Source organism: Luteibacter sp. HAY1-4A (genome assembly GCF_056755355.1).
The window spans coordinates 1-20,373 of record NZ_JBNDHZ010000045.1; the positions used below are offsets into that span (position 1 = coordinate 1).

A 20,373-nucleotide genomic window follows, 5' to 3' on the forward strand; every position below is an offset into this window, starting at 1 on the left:
CCTCGTAGCATGCGCCCATGGTGTGGTAATCCGTCTTGCCGGCCGGGCTCTTCTCGTCGTCGTACTTCTCGTTGTTCCGCTTCAGGATGCGGTACCACGCGCCGTACTTATGGTCGACGAGGTGCTGCCAGCTGTACGCCCAGATCTTCTCGTACCACTCGTCGTATGCCTTCTCGCCGGTGGTCTCGAACAACAGCTGCGCGGCGGCGAGCGATTCGGCTTGCACCCAGAAGTACTTGTCGTCGTCGCACACCTCGCCCTCCGGGGCGAAGCCATAGGCGATGCCGCCGTATTCCTTGTCCCAGGCCTTGTCGAGCGCTTCGTCGAAAAGATGCTTCGCCGTGGGAACCAGCCAGGCCTTATGACGCGGCGTGCCCTTCGTGTAGCGCTCCAGCATCATCAGCAGCTTGGCCCATTCGGTCTGGTGACCGGGCTGGAAGCCCCACGGACGGAACAGGTGCTTGGGATTGTCGAGGTTGTATTCCCAGTCGATCGACCAGTCCTCGTGGTAGTGCTCCCAGATGAGCTTCTGCGGCGTCAGGCCTGCCTGGCGCTGGGTCATGTTGTTCGCAAGGAGCATGGCGCGATCGAGGTAGCGGTCGTCCTTCGTGGCTTCCCACGCGGCGATCATCGCCTCGGTCATGTGCATGTTCGCGTTCTGGCCGCGGTAGCCGGTGAAGTTCCAGTCCTTGTCGGCCTCGTCCCGGTACAGGCCGTGCGCCGGCTCCCAGTAGCGCTGTTCGAGCAGGTTCCAGATCTCGTCCTGCCAGCCGCGCGCCTCGTCGAAGCCGACCTTCACGCCACACGAATACGCCAGCAGCATGAATGCCAGGCCGTAGCAGTGGTTCATCTGGTCGTCGCGCTTGCCGTCGGCGATGGTCCAGGCGTAACCGCCGGTCTCGGGATTGCGATGCACGTCGCGCAGGTACTTCAGGCCGTGCATGGCCAGGTCCTTGTCCTCGGGCTTCTTGAACTCGAGGTAGGCCATGGCGTGGTTGAACACGAAACGCGTGCTGGAAACGAGGTGGCGATGGCTGCGGTCGTACACCGTGCCGTCGTCCTTGAAGTAATGGAAGAAACCGCCGGCGGGATCGACCTCGTTCGGCTTGTAGAACGCCATCGTCTTCGCGACATGGTCGCGCAGCACATCGACGGAGTGGAAATCGGGGAGGGGGACGGTCGTCATGCGTGCTTCTCCATGAAGGCCTTCACTTCGGCCTGGTCGGGAATGGCGGTGAACGAGCCCTTGCGCGTCGCGGTGATCGCGCCGGCGGCCGCTGCGAAGCGGATGAGGCCCACGAGGCGGGCTTCGTCGGCGACAAGCGCGTCGAACCGCTCCGGCGTGACTTCTTCCGCGGCCAGGCGTGCGAGCAGGCCGCCCACGAAGGCGTCACCCGCCGCGGTGGTATCGACGGCGTCGACGCTGTAACCCTTCAGCGTGCCGCGCGCGCTGCGGGTGAACCAGCGCATGGGTTCCGGACCATCGGTGACCAGCAGCAGGCGGGCCTTGCCGCGCCACAGCCGCTCGAGAACCGCGTCGTCGGAGCCCGCGCCGGCGTGGATGAAGGCGAACTCTTCCGCGCTCAGCTTGATCACGTCGGCTTCGTTCAGCGTTTCCCACAGGCGCGGCAAGGGCGCCTCGTCCTTGGGCCACAGGGCGGGACGCAGGTTCATGTCGAAGCTGACGAGCGCACCGGAGGCACGCGCCCGGCGCATGCCCTCGACCGTGGTCGCGGCGATCGCGGCCTCGGTCAGCGAGTTGGAACAGACATGGAAAACGGCCAGGCCGTCGAACGCGCCGGGACGGAAGTGCTCCGGACGGAACAGCAGGTCGGCGGCGGGCGGACGATAGAAACTGAAACTGCGGTCGCCTTTTTCGTCATGCGCGACGAAAGCGAGCGCGGTGCGTGCCTCGTCGGTACGCGCGATGTCTTCCGTGCCGACCCCGAGTTCGGTGAGGCTCTTGAGCAGGAAATCGCCGAACATGTCGCGTGCGAGCATGCCGGCGAAGCGGGCGTTGCCGCCCAGGCGTGCCGCGGCCACGGCGACATTGGCCGGCGCACCGCCGGCAAAGGGAACGAAGGCGGGAGGCTGACCGGCGCCGCCCTGGGGCTGTGCGTGGAAATCGATCAGCGCCTCGCCGAAGCAGAGGATTGAAGACATGCTACGGCCTGTCCTTGGGGCGGGGATGGGAAAAAGCGACGGCCGGCGCGAGGGCCGGCCGTCGGGTGAGAGAGATCAGCGCGAAGCGACCGGCACGCTGCGCACCTTCGAACCGCTGAGACCGTAGAACACGATGTACGCGTAGCAGATCAGCGGGATGAAGAAGGCGTGCTGCAGGCCGATCTGGTCGGCGATGACACCCTGGATCCAGGGGATCAACGCGCCACCGACGATGGCCATGATGAGCAGGCTCGACGCCTTGCCCGTGAGCGGGCCCATGCGTTCGATGCCGAGCGAGAAGATCGTCGGGAACATGATCGAGTTGAAAAGACCGATGGCGACGATGCTGTAGACGGCCACCATGCCCGTGGTGGACATCGTGGTGATGACCAGCACGCCGTTGATGACGGCGAACACCGCCAGCAGCAGGCGGGGCGAGAACTTCGCGAGCAGCGCCGAACCGATGAAGCGGCCGACCATCGCGCCACCCCAGTAGAACGCCACGTGGCTGGCAGCCACCGCGCCCGACATGTTGCCGATCTCGGGCAGTTCCAGGTAGTTGATCATGAAGCTGCCGATGGCCACTTCGCCGCCGACGTAGAAGAAGATGGCCAGCACGCCGAAGAACACGTGCGGCGTCTTCAGCGCGTCCATCAGCGAGTGCTTGCTGTCGTCGGCCTTCTCGGTGGTTTCCTCGAGGGCAGGCAGGTTGAACAGGTACACGCCGATGGCCAGCAGGATAAGCACGATGGCCAGGCCGAGGTACGGGCCCTGCACCGTGCCGGCTTCATGCGCACGGTAGGTGATCTGCTCCGCGGCGCTCATCTTCGCGATGTCGGCGCTGCTCTTCACCTCGCTGGAGAGGATGAGGAAACCGCCGAAGAACGGCGCGAGGAAGGTGCCGAAGGAGTTCAGCGCCTGGGCGAGCGTGAGGCGGCTGGAACTCGTCTTCTCGGGGCCGAGCAGCGCCACGTAGGCATTGGCGGCCACCTGCAGGACGGTGATGCCGGTGGCGAGGATGAAGAGCGCACCGAGGAAGAACGCATAGACGCGCATGCCGGCGGCAGGCCAGAACAGCGCGGCACCGATGCCGGCGATGATGAGGCCGGCGACGATGCCCTTCTTATAACCCAGCGCGGCGACGAGCTTGCCGGCCGGCAGCGACATGATGAAGTACGCGCCGAAGAACGTGAACTGGATCAGCAGCGCCTGGGCGTAGTTCAGTTCGAACACGGCCTTCAAGTGCGGGATGAGGATGTCGTTCAGGCAGGTCAGGAAGCCCCACATGAAGAAGATCGTGGTCATCACGCCGAGCGCGAGGGGGAAATAGGTGTAGCGGCTGTCGCCCGGTGTTGCTGCGGACGGCGAGTTGGGCGATGGCGTATATCCGGTGGCCATGGGGCGCTCCATTATTGGGTTCAGGGGGAGGACGGCGGGCAGCTGCTTTCGCGTACGACGAGCCGTACCGGCGCGATCGTATAGGCAGCCTCCGTCTCGGGTTTGCCAAGTCTGTCGAGGATGAGTTCGGCGCTGCGCCGCCCCAGCCCACGCGGATCGACCGCGATGGTGGTGAGGGGCGGCACGCACACCGACGCTTCGGCCACGTCATCGAAGCCGGTCAGGGCGAAATCCTCGCCCGGACGTCGGCCCCGCTTGGTCAGGCCAAGCATAAGGCCCAGCGCGACGGCGTCGTTGTAGCAAACCGCCGCCGTGGGTGCGGGGTCGCGCGCGAACAGCGCGCCCGTCTGGCGGGCCGCTTCGAGACGCGTCGGTGCACTCTCGATAAGCCAGGCTGGATCGACTTTCAGGCCGGCATCGCGCATCGCTCCCGCATAACCCCGGCGGCGTTGTTCCACCGAGCTGGAATCGCGGTGGCCACCGAAGAAGGCGATGCGCTGGTGGCCAAGACTGATGAGATGTTCCGTAGCAAGACGGGCACCGTGCTCGTTGTCCATCTCGAGCGTGTCCCAGCGATGGGCGCCATCGTCGTCGGGCAGCTCGCGGTTGAACACGAGCAGCGGCGTGTGCATGCCGACCGCGGCCAGGACCTGATCGCCCTCGCTGCCCTCGGCGGGGGAAAGGATGATGCCTGCCGGGCCGTGTTCGATCAGCGAGTTCAGGACGGCCTGCTGGCGGATCGGCGATTCGCCGGTGTTGCCCAGCAGGGTGACGTACCCGGCGCTGGCCAGGGCTTCGTCGGCCCCCGCGGCGAATTCGGCGAAGAACGGGTTGCCCAGGTCGTTGATGACCAGGCCGATGCTGGAGGACGTGCGCCGGCGCAGGTTGGCGGCCGCACGGTTGTATACGTAGCCCTGGCGCTTGAGTTCGGCCTCCACCCGGGCCCGGGTGACGGAGTTCACCAGCGGGCTGCCGCGCAGGACCAGCGAGACGGTGGCCCGGGAGACGTCGCAGCCCTGTGCGATATCGGCGAGCGTCACCTTGCGGCGCTGCGGGGTATTCCTCGACATCGGAACTCCTTCAAACGATCTAAACCCGGCGATCATCGCGCGGGGGGCTTGGGGATGCATCACGCACTGCAACATGCGCAACAGCGCTATCTTTGCTACGTTCGACGCGTTTGTCACGATCCAAATGATCGGGACTCGAGATTTGCCTACCCAAGGGGAGCCATCGATGTCGAAAACCACCCGCCTGAGCCGTTGCCTGCTGGCCGCCGCCCTGTCCCTCGCCCTGCCGGCCCTGGCCGCCGCGGCTTCCAGCGGCAAGGGCGAGGGCGCGTTCGCGGCCGTGGACCCCATGATCGGCACGGGCGGCGACGGGCATACCTTCCCCGGCGCGACGGTGCCGTTCGGCATGATCCAGCTGTCGCCGGACACGGCCATGCCGGACTTCAAGCACGCATACAAGTGGGCCGCCGGCTACCAGTACGGCGATTCGAGCATCCTGGGCTTCTCCCATACGCACTTCTCCGGCAGCGGCCATTCCGACCTGGGCGACGTGCTCGTCATGCCCATCGCCGGCGATGTGAAGCTGGATCCCGGTTCCCCCGACCAGCCCGGTAGCGGTTATCGCTCGCGATTCGACCACAAGAGCGAGAAAGCCGAGGCAGGGTACTACGCGGTCACGCTGGCCGACTATGGCGTCCGGGCCGAACTGACCGCCGGCGCCCGGGTGGGCTGGCACCGTTACACCTTCCCGAAGGGCAAGCCCGCCCATCTGCTGCTCGATTTGCGCCCCAGCATCTACGACTACGACGGCAAGGTGCTGTGGTCGTCGCTGCGCGTCCGGGCCGACGGCACGGTGACCGGTGGCCGCACCACCCGCGGTTGGGCTCCCGGCCGCCAGCTGTACTTCGCCATGCGTTTCAACCAGCCGCTGGCCTCGCGCAGCCTGAAGAATCGCGAGAAGGACGTGCCCTACAGGGGCTTCTCCGGTCCGGGCAACCGCGCCGAGGATGCGGACGCCATCAACGGCCGGGCCCTCGAGGGCGTGTTCGATTTCGGCGACCTGGGCAAGCCGCTCATCGTCAAGGTGGCCGTGTCGTCGGTGAGCGAAGACAACGCGGTGGCCAACCTGGACAAGGACGGCGCCGGATTCGATTTCGACGCCCGCCGCGCCGAGGCCCGCCAGGCATGGGAAAAAGCCCTGTCCACGGTGGACGTGCAGGCGCCCGCGCAGACCCGCAAGACGTTCTATACGGCGCTCTACCACGCCATGATCGCGCCGGGCCTGTCGATGGACGTCAACGGCGAATACCGCGGTCCCGACAACCAGGTGCATACGGCCAAGGGCTTCGACTTCTATTCCACCTGGTCGCTGTGGGACGTCTATCGCGCCCAGCAACCCCTGATGACCCTGCTCCAACCCGCGAAGAGCAACGACTTCGTCAGTTCGCTCATCGCCGCGCAGCAGGCCAGCCCCTTCGGCATCCTGCCGGTGTGGGCATACCAGGGCATGGAGACCTGGTGCATGATCGGCTACCACGCGGTGCCCGTGATCGCCGATGCCTATATGAAGGGCATCCGCGGCTACGACACCAAGGCCGCGCTCGACGCCATGGTGGCCAGTGCCACCTACGGGCCTTATGGCGGCATCGACGATTACATGAAGCTCGGCTACGTGCCGATCGACCGCCAGCCGGAAGCGGCGTCCAAGACGGTCGAATACGCCTTCGACGACTGGTCGCTGGCGCAGATGGCCAAGGCCATGGGCAAGGACGATGTCGCCGCCACCTTCATGAAGCGCGCCGGCAACTGGAAGAACAGCTTCGACACGAAGACCGGCTTCCTCCGCGCCCGCAAGAGCGACGGTAACTACCGCGAACCGTTCGACCCGTCGTCGGCCGGCTATGGCAGCGATTACACCGAAGGCAATGCCTGGCAGTACTCCTGGTACGTGCCGCAGGACGTTGCCGGCTTGATGGAAGCGCTTGGCGGAAAAGACGCCTTCGTGAAGAAGCTCGACTCGGTGTTCGACGCCAAGGTGGACCCGAAGTCGTTCGCCCACGTCGAAGACATCACCGGCCTGATCGGCTGGTACGCGCACGGCAACGAGCCCAGCCACCAGGTGGCGTACATGTACGACTATGCCGGCCAGCCCTGGAAGACCCAGGAGCGCCTGGTGAAGATCATGCAGACGCAGTATTCCCCGACACCGACGGGCCTGGTGGGTAACGACGACCTCGGCCAGATGTCGGCGTGGTACATCTTCACCTCGCTGGGCTTCTATCCCGTGGCGCCGGGCAGCAACCAGTACGTGATCGGCCGTCCCTTCGTGGAGAAGGCCACGCTCAACCTCGCCGGCGGCAAGAAGTTCACGGTGTCCGCCGACCATCTGGACGCGAAGCATCCGTACGTGGGCAAGGTCACGCTCAACGGCAAGGCGCTCGATCGCACGTACATCCGCCACGAGGAGATCGTGGCCGGCGGCGAGCTGCACTTCTCGATGCAGGACACACCGGCGAAGGACTGGGGCACCGGAGCTGGCGCCCAGCCGTATTCGATGAGCGACGACGCGCAGCACTAAGGGTTTCCACATTCCCCGTCACGGGGAATTCACCACCTTTTCGGCATTAAGCACGCCTCCATCTGGACGGGTACGCCTTCCTCTCTCGCCTCGCGGGGGAGGAGGGGCGTGCCCGTCCTCGTTTACAATGACGTGGTTAACCGGCAGGAGTCGTCGTGGGGATGACGAAGGCATGATCGAACGTATCGGACTGCGCTGGCGCCTCGTGGGCCTGCTCGCGGCCGTACTCGTGATCGTCGCGCTGCCGTACATCGTCACGCGGTCGAGTTCCGAGGATGCGCTGAATTCCCGCGACTGGGTTGCCCACACCTCCGAGGTGAAGGCCAGCGTCTACGAGCTTGCCGAGACCCTGCGCGGCAGCGAGGCTGCCATCTACGCGCGGTTGGCCGGCGCGCCGGCTAGCGCGGCACTGGAGGAAAGGGCCCGCGCGCCGCGGAAGGTCGTACCCGGCATCCTTGCCAGCTTGCGCGAAATGACCCGCGACAACCCCGAACAGCTGGCCCGGCTGGGTGCGCTCGAGACCTTCGCCAGCGGACGCATGGCGCTCACCGAGCAGGCGTTGCAACGCTTGCAGGCGGGCGATCGGGCAGGGGCGCTCGCTTCCATGGAAGATGCCCGGCAGCTCTTTCCTCTCCGCACGGAGATCGAAGCGGTACTGGCGGAGGAATCGCGCCTGCTCGGCAAGCGCCGGGCCGAGGCCAGCAAGCTGGCGGCCAACAACCGGCTGGTGCTGCTGGTCGCGGCGCTCGCCCAGATAGCTCTCCTGGCCATCGTGGTCGTGGTTTCGGAGCGGCAGATCGCTATCCGCCTCGCTGCCGAAATGCGGGTCGCCAGTGCCGTCACGCGGTCGCAGCTGATCGTGCAGGCGGTGCGCGAGCCCATCGCCATGCTCGACCGGCAGCTGCGCACCTTGCTGGTGAACACCGCATTCGCGGAGCTCTACGGATTCGATCCCGAGCGCGACCAGAAGCTGCCGCTTGACCAGATCGGCGACGGCGCGTGGACGGACACGGCGCTGCTGCAACGCCTGGCCGACGTGATCATGCGCGACCGCGAGCTTTGGGACTACGAGCTGACCCAGCGCACCGTCGATGGCATCGACCGCTTCGTGGTCATCAACGCACGGCGCATCGAACAGCCGGACAGCGCCGACCCCGCGTTGCTGTTGACGGTGAGCGACATCACCGCGCGAGCCCTGGTCGAGCAGAAGGTGAGCGAGCTGAACCGCCAGCTGGAAGGCAAGGTGGAGCAGATTTCGGACGTGAACCGCGAGTTGGAAGCCTTCAGTTACTCGGTGTCGCACGACCTGCGCGCCCCCCTGCGGCACATCTCCGGTTTCGCCGGCAAGCTGGAAGCGCAACTCGGCGACAAGGCTGACGACCGCGTACGCCATTTCATCGACGTGATCAGCAGCTCGTCGCGCCGCATGGCGCAGCTGATCGACGACCTGCTCGTGTTCTCGCGCCTCGGGCGCGGTGCGTTGCGGCTGCAGCCGGTGGACATGCAGTCGCTGGTGGACGAAGCGCGCGCGCTCGTGGAAACGGACGCGCGGGATCGCCATATCGAGTGGAAGATCGCACCGATGCCCATCGTGATCGGCGACGAGAACATGCTGCGCACGGTCTGGCAGAACCTGCTGGGCAACGCGGTGAAGTACACGGGCAACCGCGAGGTAGCTACCATTGAAGTCGCCGTGAACCGACTGCCGGTGGGCGACTACGAATTCAGCGTGCGGGACAACGGCGCCGGTTTCGACATGAAGTACGCGGGCAAGCTGTTCGGTGTGTTCCAGCGCTTGCACCGCGCATCGGAATTCCCGGGGAACGGCATTGGTCTCGCCAACGTAAGACGCATCATCGCGCGCCATGGAGGGCGTACCTGGGCCGAAGGCGAAACCGGTGTCGGCGCCACTTTCCATTTTTCCTTACCGGCCTCGGACCTCTCCGGCGCCAGCACGGGTGACACATGAACAAGCGCGACCTGCGCACGATCCTCCTCGTCGAAGACTCCATGGCCGATGCCGAGATGGCCATCGACGCCCTGCGCGAGGCCAAGCTCGCCAACCCCATCGTTCACCTGGAGGACGGGGTGGATTGCCTCGACTGGTTGTATCGTCGCGGAGCCTACGCCGGCCGGTCGGAAGACGATCCGGCGGTCATCCTGCTCGACATCAAGATGCCCCGCATGGACGGTCTCGAGGTGCTGAAGCAGCTGCGCACCGAGGAACGCTGGAAGCGCCTGCCGGTGGTCATCCTGTCGTCGTCGCGGGAAGAAAGCGACCTGGCCCGCAGCTGGGACCTGGGCGTGAACGCCTACGTGCTGAAGCCCGTGGACGTGCAGCAGTTCTTCACCGCGGTGCAGACGCTGGGCCACTTCTGGGCCGTGCTCAACCAGCGTCCGGAAGGCGACTGAGGCGCGGGTAGAACGTATGACAGACATGGGCGGACAACAGGTCGAGAAGGTAAGGATCCTCCAGGTGGAGGACAGTGAACTGGACGCGGAACTCGTCCAGGGCGAACTCGAGCAGGACGGCCTCGAGTTCGAGGTGCGCCTGGTGGACGACGAGGCGGCGTATGTCACCGGGCTCGACGAGTTCCGCCCCGACATCGTGCTGTCCGACCTCAGCCTGCCTGTGTTCAGTGGCGAGCGAGCGCTGCAGATACTGCGCGAGCGATCCTCGGACATCCCCTTCATCTTCATCTCCGCCACGATCGGCGAGGAAGCGGCCATCGAGGCGCTGCGCAACGGCGCTACCGATTACATCCTGAAACACAACACGGCCCGCCTCGCCAGCGCGGTGCGGCGTGCACTGCGCGAGGCCGAAGAGCAGCGGGCGCGCATGCGCGCCGAGCAGGAGCTTATCCGCGCCCAGCGCTTCGAAAGCCTCGCGCTGCTCGCCGGCGGCCTGAGCCACGACCTGCGCAACCTCCTGCAGCCGTTGCTGCTCGCCGGCGACACGCTGGAGGACTACGCCGACGATCCTCGACTGGCGCGCCTGGGCGCGCTGGTGCGCGACTGCGGACGGCGCGGCCTGGAGATGGTGTCGTCGATGCTCTCGTTCGCCCGCGGCGCGCGTCGTGCGGAGCAGGTGAAGCTGGGCGCTTTGCTCGATGCGCTGAAGCTGCTGTTGCAGGGAAGCGTGCCGCGCACGGTGAAGATGCGCGTGGACGTGTTCGATCCGGACGTGGCCTTCGAAGGCAACCACACCGAGCTGCAGCAATGCCTGCTCAACCTTTGCCTCAATGCCATCCAGGCCATGCCCGACGGTGGCGACCTCATCATCGAAACCGACCTCGTCAGCCTGCCCGAGGACTTCTTCACCGAGGTGGAGCAGCCTTCGCCCGGCCGCTACATGCGCCTGTCGGTGAAGGATACGGGCGAGGGTATGTCGCCGGAGGTGCTGACGCGGTTGTTCGAGCCGTTCTTCACCACCAAGGCGGCGGGCACCGGACTCGGATTGCTGTCGTGCAAGCGCATCGTCGCGAGCCACGGTGGCCTCATGCGGGTGCGCAGCCAGGTGGGCGAGGGCACGGAGTTCCATCTCTACCTGCCGCTCAGCGCGGAAGATGCCGACCACATGGACACGCAGGTGCTCGACGCGAGCCTGCAGGGCGAAGCCGAGCGCGTACTCGTGGTAGTCGAGGAAGCGGTACAACTATCGCTGCTGGTGGACACGCTGGACACCTACGGCTACCAGGCCGGCGCAAGCCAGAGCGGTACCGCCGCGCTGCAATGGATCGAGGCGCACGGCGTACCCGACCTGGTGGTGATGGATGCCGACATGAACCTCTTCACCGGCGTCCGCACCCTGGCCGCGCTGCTCGAGCATGGCTACACCGGCGCGGTGCTGCTCCTGGCGCGACCGGATGCGCCGCCGAACCTCGATGAGCTGCCGCAGCTGGATCACCTGTACGTGATCGAGAAACCGGTGCAATCGCGCGGCCTGCTGCGGAAGGTGCGCGAGGCGTTGGATGCGGGTGAGCGGAAGCGTTGAGGCTCCGGAAGAGCGGGGCGACGTTTGCGCGTCGCTTCAGTCGATCCCCAGCTTCTTCAACTTATATCGCAACGCCCGGAACGTGATCCCCAGCTTCTTCGCCGTCGCCGTCTTGTTGTAACGCGATTCTTCCAGTGCCTTGATGATCGTGTCGCGCTCGATGTTCGAGATGTAATCCTCGAGTGAGCCGTCCGCGGCGGGCGCGGCGCGTGCCGCCGGTTGCGCTGCCGCCGCGGCCAGTACCGCTTCCGTCGCGGCCACGGCCGAGGGCATCGCGCTGCGCTGCGGCAGCATGAGGTCGTCGGCCTCGATCGTGTCGCCTTCGCACATGGCCATGGCACGCTCGAGGATGTTCTCCAGTTCGCGCACGTTACCCGGGAACTGGTAGGCCTCCAGCGCAGCCAGGGCCTCGGGTTTGAGCTTGCCCGGTGCGCCACCCGATTCGATGGCGAGCTGGCGCAGGATGAAGTCGGCCAGGCGGGGCACGTCGCCGCGGCGCTCGCGCAGGGGCGGCACGCGCAGTTCGATCACGTTGATGCGATAGAACAGGTCCTGCCGGAACAGGCCTTGTTCGACGAGGGCGGCGAGGTTCTTGTGCGTGGCGGAGAGGATGCGCACGTCCACCGGGATCTCGTCGCGGCCGCCGATCGGGCGCACCGCTTTTTCCTGGATGGCACGCAGCAGCTTCACCTGCATGTGCAGGGGCAGTTCGGCCACTTCGTCGAGGAACAGCGTGCCACCCTGCGCGGCCTGGAACAGGCCTTCCTTGTCGGCGTGCGCACCCGTGAAGCTACCCTTGCGGTGGCCGAAGAATTCGCTTTCCATCAGCTCGGAGGGAATGGCGCCGCAGTTCACCGGCACGAAGGCGCCGGCGGAGCGGGGGCCCATTTCGTGGATGAGGCGTGCGACCAGTTCCTTGCCCACGCCGGACTCGCCGGCGATATACACCGGTGCCTGGTTGCGGGCGAGCTTGGCGATCTTGCCGCGCACTTCGGTCATGGCGGGGGAATCGCCGATGAGGCGATCCGCTCCGGGGGCAGACTTGCTGCCGGCTTCGGCCTTGCGTTCCTCGGAGAGGCGCAGCGCCGTGCGGACGAGGCGGCGGAGCAGATGGATGTCCACCGGTTTCGACACGAAGTCGAAGGCGCCGGCTTTCAAGGCGTTCACTGCCGCGTCGACATTGCCATACGCCGTGATCATGGCCACCGGCATGTCGGGGTATTGGGCGGCGATGAGTTCGATGATCTCCTGGCCACTGCCGTCGGGCAGCCGCATGTCGGTGAAGCACAGGTCGTAGCGCCGCGAGGCCAGTGCGCTCCGCGCCTCGCTGACGCTCCCCACGGCGTCGACGTCGAGTTCCATTCGACCGAGAGTGATGGTCAGCAACTCACGGATGTCCCGCTCGTCGTCGATGACCAGTACCGTCTGCTTGCTCATTGGGTCCGAAACGTTCGGTTAGTGATCACACAAGTTATCGCAATCATCATGATCTCAGAAGGGGCGGTATTCACGCGCGCACCGCAACGGGGGCCGCGGCAGCGGTGCGCGCGGGCGGGGTGAGGCTGATGCGGAAGCAGCTGCCGCCGCCCGCCACGCGGACATATTCGAGGGCGGCCTGGTTGGCTTCCGCCATCTGCCGGGCGAGGTAGAGGCCCAGGCCCGTGCCGTATTCGTGGGTGGTGAAGAAGGGCTCGAAGATCTGCGCGGCCACCTTCGGCGGGATGCCGGGGCCGCGGTCGATGACCTCGAGGATAGGGATGCCGGCTTCCGAATGCCTGGCCACCAGCATGACGCGCGCGGGTTCGCCGGGCAGGCGGCCGTAACGCAGGGCGTTCTGCACGAGGTTCCAGATGACCTGCTGCAGGTGCTGGGGATCGGCGACCGCGGCTACCGGGTCGCTGCCGGACACGGCGCGCAGGATGTCCGAGCCCAGGTCGTTGCCCTGGCGGTACTCGGTCACGAAGTGGTGCACCCACTGGCCCAGGTCCAGGGTTTCCGGGCGCGAACGTTCGCGGCGGGATAGCTGGAGGATGTTCTCGATGATCTCGTTGAGCCGCGAACAGTGGTTGTTGATGATCTCCACCATGCGCAGGTCGGTGTCGTTCATGTCCGTGGATTCGGCCAGCAGCTGCGCCGAATAGTGGATTGCCGCGAGCGGATTGCGAATTTCGTGGGCGATGGAGGCGGACAGCCTGCCCAGCGAACTCAGCGTCAGCTCTTCCGCCCGGCGCGACACCAGCGAGGTGTCGTCGAGGAAGATCAGCACGTGGGAGTCGTCGTTGGGTGCGAGGCGCGTGAAGCGCGGCACCACTTCCGGGGTGCCGTCGGCCAGCATGGTGGCGCTCTCGTCCAGCTTGCCCGACGTCCGCCAGTGGTAGAGGCGCCGCGACAGCTCGGGCGCCAGGCTGCCCAGGTCGCGCTGGTCCGCGGAAGGGTTGCCCATCAGCATCCATGCCGATTCGTTGAGCTGATGGATGCGGTTGCCTTCGTCCACGAGCAACACGCCGGTCTTCATGCGCCGGATGATCAGCTCGTTCACCTGCGACAGGTTCGCCAGGTCGATGCCACGCTGCTCGGCCAGGGCCTCGGAAGCGCGGATGTTGCGGCCAAGCACGTAGCACAGGGAGGCGCAGGCGAAATAAGCCGCGCCGAACAGGCCGTATTCGGCGAACTCGCGGTCGGTGGGATCGGTGGTGGTGGTGAAATCGAACACCGAATGACCCAGCATGCCCAGCGTGGCCAGCGCGGCGAAGAACATCGACAGCCGGAAAGGCAGCAGGAGGGCGCCGGTGGCGATGTTCACGGCCAGCATCATGGCCACACCCATCCGCACGTCATGCATCAGCACGAGGGCCAGCAGGGCCGCGGCCACGTCGAGGGTCAGGCCGATCGACACGATGAGCACCGGCCGGTGCAGGCTCTGCCGGGTGCGGGCGACCATCACCAGGGCGGCCAGCAGGTAGGCGAGGGCGAACACCCGGGCGATCACCGGCTCGGGCAGGGCCGGCCAGTTCATGTGCTCCGGACGGAACGCCAGCGCGGTGTAGACGGCGGCCTGGCCCAGCCGGAAGTAGTTGAAAAAGAAGAGTTCGTGGCGCGACGTGGACTGCTTCGCGCTGGCTCGGGCGGCGATGTTCGACGCGGGCGTGGACACCTGGATGCTTCTCCGCCGCGGGCCCCCCGGGGCCCTGGATGAGCTCCCAGTATAGGGGCCCCGGCCGGTGCGGCAAGCCGACTCCGTCGCACCATGCGTGGCCGGATGGGCGGGGCGCCCCTTTCCATCCGGGGCGCCTTGCGGGAAAATACGCGGCCGTATTGCGTGAAACAGCTCGCAATCGTTCCCCCCTCCCCGTGCAGGCCTCACGGCCGGCGCGCTTTCACACGTTTCTCCCGTTCGCTCGAGGTATCGAATGAATTTCCACGAGTACCAGGCTAAAGAACTGTTCGCCAAGTACGGCATCGCCGTGCCGCCGGGCAAGATTGCCAACTCTCCCGACGCCGCCGTCGATGTCGCCAAGCACCTCGGCGGCACGCAGTGGATGGTGAAGGCCCAGATCCACGCAGGCGGCCGCGGCAAGGCCGGTGGCGTCAAGTTCTGCCGCAGCCTGGACGACGTTCGCGCCGCCGCCAAGGGCATGCTCGGCACGAACATGGAAACCTACCAGTCGGCCGGCCGCGCGCTGCCGGTGAACCTGGTCCTGGTCACCGACGCGACCGACATCGCGAAGGAACTCTACCTGTCGATCCTCACCGATCGCGACACCAAGTCGATCTCGTTCATCGCCTCGAAGCACGGCGGCGTCGACATCGAGCAGGTGGCACACGACACCCCGGAAGACATCCACACCATCGTGGTGGATTACGTGGAAGGCCTGCAGCCGTACCAGTGCCACGACCTCGGGTTCAAGATGGACCTGAATCCGAAGCAGGTGAACCAGCTCGTCAAGATCATGCTTGGCCTGTACAAGCTGTTCAACGAGAAGGACCTCTCGCTGGTCGAGCTGAACCCGCTGGCGATCCTCGCCGACGGCAACCTCGCCGCCCTCGACGGCAAGGTGAATTCCGACGACAACGCCGAGTTCCGTCATGCGGACCTCGCCGCCATGCGCGACCTCACGCAGGAAGACGCCGCCGAAGCGGCCGCCGTCCAGCACAACCTCAACTACGTCACGATGGACGGCACGATCGGCTGCATGGTCAACGGCGCCGGTCTCGCGATGGCCACCATGGACGTGATCAAGCTGGCAGGCGGCGAGCCGGCCAACTTCCTCGACGTCGGCGGCGGCGCCACCAAGGAACGCGTCACCGAGGCGTTCAAGCTCATCCTCTCGTCCGACAAAGTAAAGGCCATCCTGGTCAACATCTTCGGCGGCATCGTGCGTTGCGACCTGATCGCCGAAGGCATCATCGCGGCCGTGAAGGAAGTGGGCCTGAAGATTCCGGTGGTCGTGCGCCTGCAGGGCACCAATGTCGAGAAGGGCCGCGAACTGCTGGCCAACTCGGGCCTGGCGATCACGCCGGCCGACGATCTCAACGATGCGGCCCAGAAGGCCGTGGCCGCAGCGGCCTGAGGAGCGAAAGCAACATGAGCGTCCTGATCAACAAGAACACCAAGGTCCTCGTCCAGGGCTTCACCGGACAGCAGGGCACCTTCCACGCCGAACAGGCGATCGACTACGGCACCAAGATCGTCGGTGGCGTCACCCCCGGCAAGGGCGGTTCCGAGCACATCGGCCTGCCGGTCTTCAACACCGTGCGCGACGCCGTCGACCAGACCGGCGCCGATGCCTCGGTGATCTTCGTGCCGCCGCCGTTCGCGGCCGATTCGATCCTCGAAGCCATCGCTGGCGGCATCAAGGTCATCGTGGCCATCACGGAAGGCATTCCGGTGCTCGACATGATGCGCGTGAAGAACGTGCTGAAGTCGCATCCGGAGGTCGTGCTCGTCGGCCCGAACTGCCCCGGCGTCATCACCCCGGGCGAGTGCAAGATCGGCATCATGCCGGGCCACATCCACAAGCCGGGCAAGGTCGGCATCGTCTCGCGCTCGGGCACGCTTACGTATGAAGCGGTGTTCCAGACCACGAACGAGGGCCTGGGCCAGTCCACCTGCATCGGCATCGGCGGCGACCCGATCAACGGCCTGAACTTCATCGACTGCCTGAAGCTGTTCCAGGACGATCCGCAGACCGAAGGCATCATCATGGTCGGCGAGATCGGCGGCAGCGCCGAGGAAGACGCGGCCGAGTTCATCGGCCAGTACGTGAAGAAGCCGGTGGTGTCGTTCATCGCCGGTGCGTCCGCCCCTCCGGGCAAGCGCATGGGCCACGCCGGCGCCATCATCTCCGGCGGCAAGGGCACGGCAGCAGCGAAGTTCGCTGCGCTCGAGAAGGCGGGCGTGACCACGGTCAAGTCCCCGGCCGACCTCGGCAAGACCCTTGCGGGCCTGATGAAGTAAGCCTCGCGCACCTCGGTGTATGGGAAAGCCGCGGCCTTTGGGCCGCGGCTTTTTTTTGGCTGTTCGCTGGCTCTCATGGCCTTCTCTGCGGGCTCGGCTTCGCCATCGCGATTGGCTCGCAGGCCGTGGCGCTTCATGGGAGGCGCCGGGCTGCGCCCCTCCGGGCTCAAACATGCGGTCGCAAGCGACCGAACTCGCCCGGAGGGGCACAGCCCGCCACCTCTCCGGAGAGTGCGGTTGCGCGTGAAGCGAGCACATCGCCATGGGCCGCGTATGAGTTCCAAGCCATCTAGACGTCCAAACGCTTGACATGGCTATATCGACCCATGTTACGGTTGCGCACCGCAGCAAAAAACGAGGGGTCGTCAATGCGTCACCCTGAACTCGTTAATCCCCATTCCACGCGTGTGCGTCTCGCCGCCGTGCGATGTTGTTGTTGCCGCTGATCCAGCGGCGCTAGCGCTGTGCGGCTGCGCCGGATACGGCGCGCCTTCCTGATTTCGTTCTTATCCATCAACGCCTCGCAGGCGTAACGGGCGCTCGCGCCTGTGCACCGGCAAGCCGCTGCGATCGACCCATCGCCCTCGCAAGGGGAAGGCGATGCGGACGGGGCTTGCCCTTCTTCCACGATCAAGGGTTTCCATGAACATGTTGTCGTTGCAGCGGTCGTTGCTGGCCGTCGCGGTGTTTTCCGCGTTTTCAGGGGCCGTGCTGGCGCAGTCCACCACAGGTTCCATCTATGGGCAGGTACAGGCTAGCGAAGGCGACGTCGTTCGCGTGGTGAACGACACGGGTCTCACACGCGACGTGCCGATCGACGCGCGCGGCCGCTACTCGGTGGCTCAGCTTCCGCTGGGTACGTATACGGTGTCGGTGATCCACGCCGGCGCGCCGGTGCAGAGCCGGGAGAATGTGGCGTTGCGCGTGGGTTCCGGTGTGGAAGTCTCGTTCGTACAGCAGTCCGTGCAGGACCTGGGCGGAGTGAGCGTCTCGGCGAATGCGTTGCCCGCCATCGATGTGTCCACGGTCGACTCGCGCACCGTCGTCACCTCGCAGCAGCTCGCGAGGCTGCCCCTCGCGCGCAATTCGGAAGCCATTGCCCTGCTGGCGCCCGGTGCCGTGAACAACAGCGGCAGCTATACCAGCGCCACGGGCAATTCGCTCGTCTCCTTCGGAGGCTCGGCGGCAAGCGAGAACGCCTACTACGTCAACGGGTTCAACACGACCGATCCGCTTCGCGGGTTCGGTGGCATCTCGTTGCCCTATGGGGCCATCGAGCAGCAGGAGGTGTACACGGGAGGCTATAGCGCGCAATACGGACGCTCCGATGGCGGCGTCATCAACGTCGTGGGCAAGCGCGGCACGAACGAATGGCATGCCGGTGCGCAGCTGATCTGGGAGCCGAACGGGCTGCGTGCGCGAGAGAAGGACAGCTACTACACCAACGGCCTTCCGCCGCAGCCGAAGGCCGGCAATCTCTACGCTCCCAACAGCGCCAACACGGTGACGTCGACGACGGCGAGCCTGTATGCCGGCGGCCCGCTCATCAAGGACAAGCTCTTCCTCTTCGCCGCGGCCGAGGTGGAGCGGCAGACGGGCGACACGGTGAGCAACGTGACGCTGCCGCAGTCGCCGGACCGTTCGTACCGTTACCAATTGCCCCGCTGGTACGCGAAGCTGGACTGGAACATCAACGACGCCAACATCCTTGAACTGACCGGCGCCTCCGACAAGTCCGAGCGCTCCGGTACTGTCTACGATTACGACTACGCGGATCGCCGGAAGGGCGAACGGTTGTCGGGCGCCAACAACGAAAAGTTCGGAGGGGATGTCTATACGGCGAAGTACACCGGATACCTCACCGACAACCTCACCATCAGCGCGCAATACGGCAAGATGCGCACCACGAATTACGTCGTGCCCTCCGGTTACAATGCCGACGCGGTGTACATCGCGGGACAGGATTTCCAGAACCCCGCCTATACGGGTGGCGTGGCTCGCGACAACGGGCAGACGGTGGCTTCCCTGGCGAATCCGAATCGCGGCAACGAGACGACGAACACGCGTTTCGATATCCACTACACGCTGGGCGACCACACCATCACCGCCGGCATCGACAACCAGCAGGCGCGTGCGCGTGACCAGGGTACGTCGAGCTCCGGCCCCGGCTATATCTGGACCTACGGCCAAGGGTCGCCCAATCTGCCCATCTCCACGGGGCTTGGCGTGGACGCGCCCGGCAACTATCCGGGTGGCGAGCAGGGCTATTACGTCGTGCGTGGCGTGTCGTCCAGTCTTGCCACGGTGCGTTCGAGCCAGCGGGCGCAGTACATCGAGGACGCATGGCAGGTCACCGATCGCTGGTTGGTTACGCTTGGCCTGCGCAACGATCAGTTCACCAACTACAACGCGGACAGCGAGGTGTATATCAAACAGACCTCGCCGCAATGGGCACCGCGACTTGGTTTCAGCTGGGACGTGAACGGCGACTCCACGTTCAAGGTGTACGGCAACGCGGGGCGCTACTACCTGGGCCTGCCGCTCAACCCCGCGCTCAATGCGGCAGGCGGCGCGCTTTCCACGTCGCAGTACTTCACGTACACCGGTATAGCCACCGACGGTCAGCCCACTGGGTTGACGGCGATCGCGCCGGGTGTTCCGGTGTCGTCGAACAATTACTTCGGCCAGTTGCCCGATCCGAAGACGGTTGCCGCGAAGGGTATGAAGGCGGAGAACCAGGACGAGTACATCCTGGGCTTCACGAAGACCTTCGGCAGCGATTGGGTCTACGGTGCCAAGCTCACGTATCGCAAGCTGCGCAACGCCATCGACGATTACTGCGACATCGACCGCATCGTCGCGAAGGGGCAAGCGCAGGGGCTGGACATCGACACCAATCAGGTGAATAGCTGCTACCTGTTCAACCCGGGCCAGGCGAATACCTTCACGCTGCTCGACACCGCGGGCAACCACGTCGAGGTACCGGTGACGAACAAGGAACTGGGTTTCCAGGGGCTGAAGCGCAAGTACTACAGCCTGGAACTGTTGTTGGAGCATCCGTTCGACGGCAGCTGGTACGCGCGTGCCACCTATGTCTTCTCGCGCAGCTATGGCAACACGGAAGGACAGCTCCGCTCGGACCTCAACCAGACGGCCGCGTCCACCAGCGAAGACTGGGACAACGCGGAGATCATGGAACACACCAATGGGCCGCAGAGCAACGATCACACGCACCAGCTCAAGGTGTTCGGCTACTGGCAGATCGCACCGGAGTGGCTGGCGTCGGCGAACGTCAGCCTGGTGTCGGGTACTCCGCGGCATTGCCTTGGGTATTACGGGCCGGAGCGCTCGGACCCTGCGGGGTACTCAGGGAACTACCACTATTGCGACGGCCTGCCGTCTCCGCCGGGTGAACAGGGGCGGTTGCCCTGGATCCGCCAGATCGACCTCGGTGTGACCTGGCGGCCGTCGTTCGGCGACGGGAAGCTGGCTTTCAACGCGAATGTGTTCAACCTGCTGAACGAGCGGCGCGCGTTGCAGAAGTACCCATACTCCGAAGCAGGCCCCGGCCTGCCCGAACCGGCATATGGCGTGATCACGGCACGGCAGGAGCCGCGCTATGGTCGGCTGAGCGTTTCGTACGATTTCTGACTGCGTCGAGCGCCCGCCGGGCAGGCGATTGTTTTGTGTGGGAGCCGCTTCAGCGGCGATGGGTGCTTGCCGCACACCGGCCCGCTGCCGCGGGATCGCCGCTGAAGCGGCTCCCACAGCG

Annotated in this window: 13 protein-coding genes; 7 read left to right on the plus strand and 6 right to left on the minus strand. The window is 65.6% G+C overall.

Annotated elements, in window-relative coordinates; genetic code table 11:
* From ACPYOD_RS14770 to ACPYOD_RS14785, 4 genes are all read right to left on the minus strand, one after another.
* Nucleotides 1–1,186, minus strand: a 1,186-nt coding sequence (locus tag ACPYOD_RS14770) for an AGE family epimerase/isomerase (RefSeq protein WP_481302475.1), incomplete at its 3' end; no start/stop codon positions are given.
* On the minus strand, nucleotides 1,183–2,163 hold the full coding sequence (locus tag ACPYOD_RS14775) for a carbohydrate kinase family protein (RefSeq protein ID WP_481302476.1): 981 nt from the start codon (nucleotides 2,161–2,163) through the stop codon (nucleotides 1,183–1,185). The genes ACPYOD_RS14770 and ACPYOD_RS14775, both read right to left, overlap by 4 nt.
* Before the next feature lie 75 nt (nucleotides 2,164–2,238).
* The gene (gene fucP, locus ACPYOD_RS14780; RefSeq protein WP_481302495.1) at nucleotides 2,239–3,468 is read right to left on the minus strand and encodes an L-fucose:H+ symporter permease; all 1,230 of its coding nucleotides are present in this window, start codon (nucleotides 3,466–3,468) and stop codon (nucleotides 2,239–2,241) included.
* Between the two features lie 113 nt (nucleotides 3,469–3,581).
* Nucleotides 3,582–4,631 carry a LacI family DNA-binding transcriptional regulator gene (locus tag ACPYOD_RS14785; protein ID WP_481302477.1) on the minus strand — a complete coding sequence of 350 codons (1,050 nt, stop codon included), beginning with the start codon at nucleotides 4,629–4,631 and terminating at the stop codon, nucleotides 3,582–3,584.
* A 166-nt stretch (nucleotides 4,632–4,797) separates the two neighbouring features.
* Between ACPYOD_RS14785 and ACPYOD_RS14790 the strand changes: the two genes are divergently transcribed.
* From ACPYOD_RS14790 to ACPYOD_RS14805, 4 genes are all read left to right on the plus strand, one after another.
* A complete protein-coding gene (locus tag ACPYOD_RS14790) occupies nucleotides 4,798–7,149 on the plus strand; it encodes a GH92 family glycosyl hydrolase (RefSeq protein WP_481302478.1) in 2,352 nt (783 codons plus the stop codon).
* Between the two features lie 172 nt (nucleotides 7,150–7,321).
* Complete coding sequence (locus tag ACPYOD_RS14795; protein ID WP_481302479.1) at nucleotides 7,322–9,118, plus strand: sensor histidine kinase; 1,797 nt, start codon at nucleotides 7,322–7,324, stop codon at nucleotides 9,116–9,118.
* On the plus strand, nucleotides 9,115–9,561 hold the full coding sequence (locus ACPYOD_RS14800) for a response regulator (protein ID WP_481302480.1): 447 nt from the start codon (nucleotides 9,115–9,117) through the stop codon (nucleotides 9,559–9,561). The genes ACPYOD_RS14795 and ACPYOD_RS14800 overlap by 4 nt, the downstream gene beginning before the upstream one ends.
* A 16-nt stretch (nucleotides 9,562–9,577) precedes the next feature.
* Entirely contained in the window at nucleotides 9,578–11,143 is a 1,566-nt protein-coding gene (locus ACPYOD_RS14805; protein WP_481302481.1) for a response regulator, read from the plus strand.
* Between the two features lie 36 nt (nucleotides 11,144–11,179).
* Here ACPYOD_RS14805 and ACPYOD_RS14810 read toward each other — a convergent pair whose 3' ends face one another.
* On the minus strand, nucleotides 11,180–12,580 hold the full coding sequence (locus ACPYOD_RS14810; protein WP_481302482.1) for a sigma-54-dependent transcriptional regulator: 1,401 nt from the start codon (nucleotides 12,578–12,580) through the stop codon (nucleotides 11,180–11,182).
* A gap of 70 nt (nucleotides 12,581–12,650) precedes the next feature.
* Complete coding sequence (locus ACPYOD_RS14815) at nucleotides 12,651–14,297, minus strand: sensor histidine kinase (protein WP_481302483.1); 1,647 nt, start codon at nucleotides 14,295–14,297, stop codon at nucleotides 12,651–12,653.
* A 256-nt stretch (nucleotides 14,298–14,553) separates the two neighbouring features.
* Between ACPYOD_RS14815 and sucC the strand changes: the two genes are divergently transcribed.
* The 3 genes from sucC (at nucleotide 14,554) to ACPYOD_RS14830 (ending at nucleotide 20,252) form a co-directional block, all read left to right on the plus strand.
* Nucleotides 14,554–15,714, plus strand: a complete 1,161-nt coding sequence (gene sucC, locus ACPYOD_RS14820) for an ADP-forming succinate--CoA ligase subunit beta (protein WP_481302484.1) — start codon at nucleotides 14,554–14,556, stop codon at nucleotides 15,712–15,714.
* Between the two features lie 14 nt (nucleotides 15,715–15,728).
* Nucleotides 15,729–16,601 carry a succinate--CoA ligase subunit alpha gene (gene sucD / locus ACPYOD_RS14825; protein WP_413624189.1) on the plus strand — a complete coding sequence of 291 codons (873 nt, stop codon included), beginning with the start codon at nucleotides 15,729–15,731 and terminating at the stop codon, nucleotides 16,599–16,601.
* 642 nt (nucleotides 16,602–17,243) lie between these two features.
* Nucleotides 17,244–20,252, plus strand: a complete 3,009-nt coding sequence (locus tag ACPYOD_RS14830; protein WP_481302485.1) for a TonB-dependent receptor — start codon at nucleotides 17,244–17,246, stop codon at nucleotides 20,250–20,252.
* The last annotated feature ends 121 nt before the right edge of the window (nucleotides 20,253–20,373 follow it).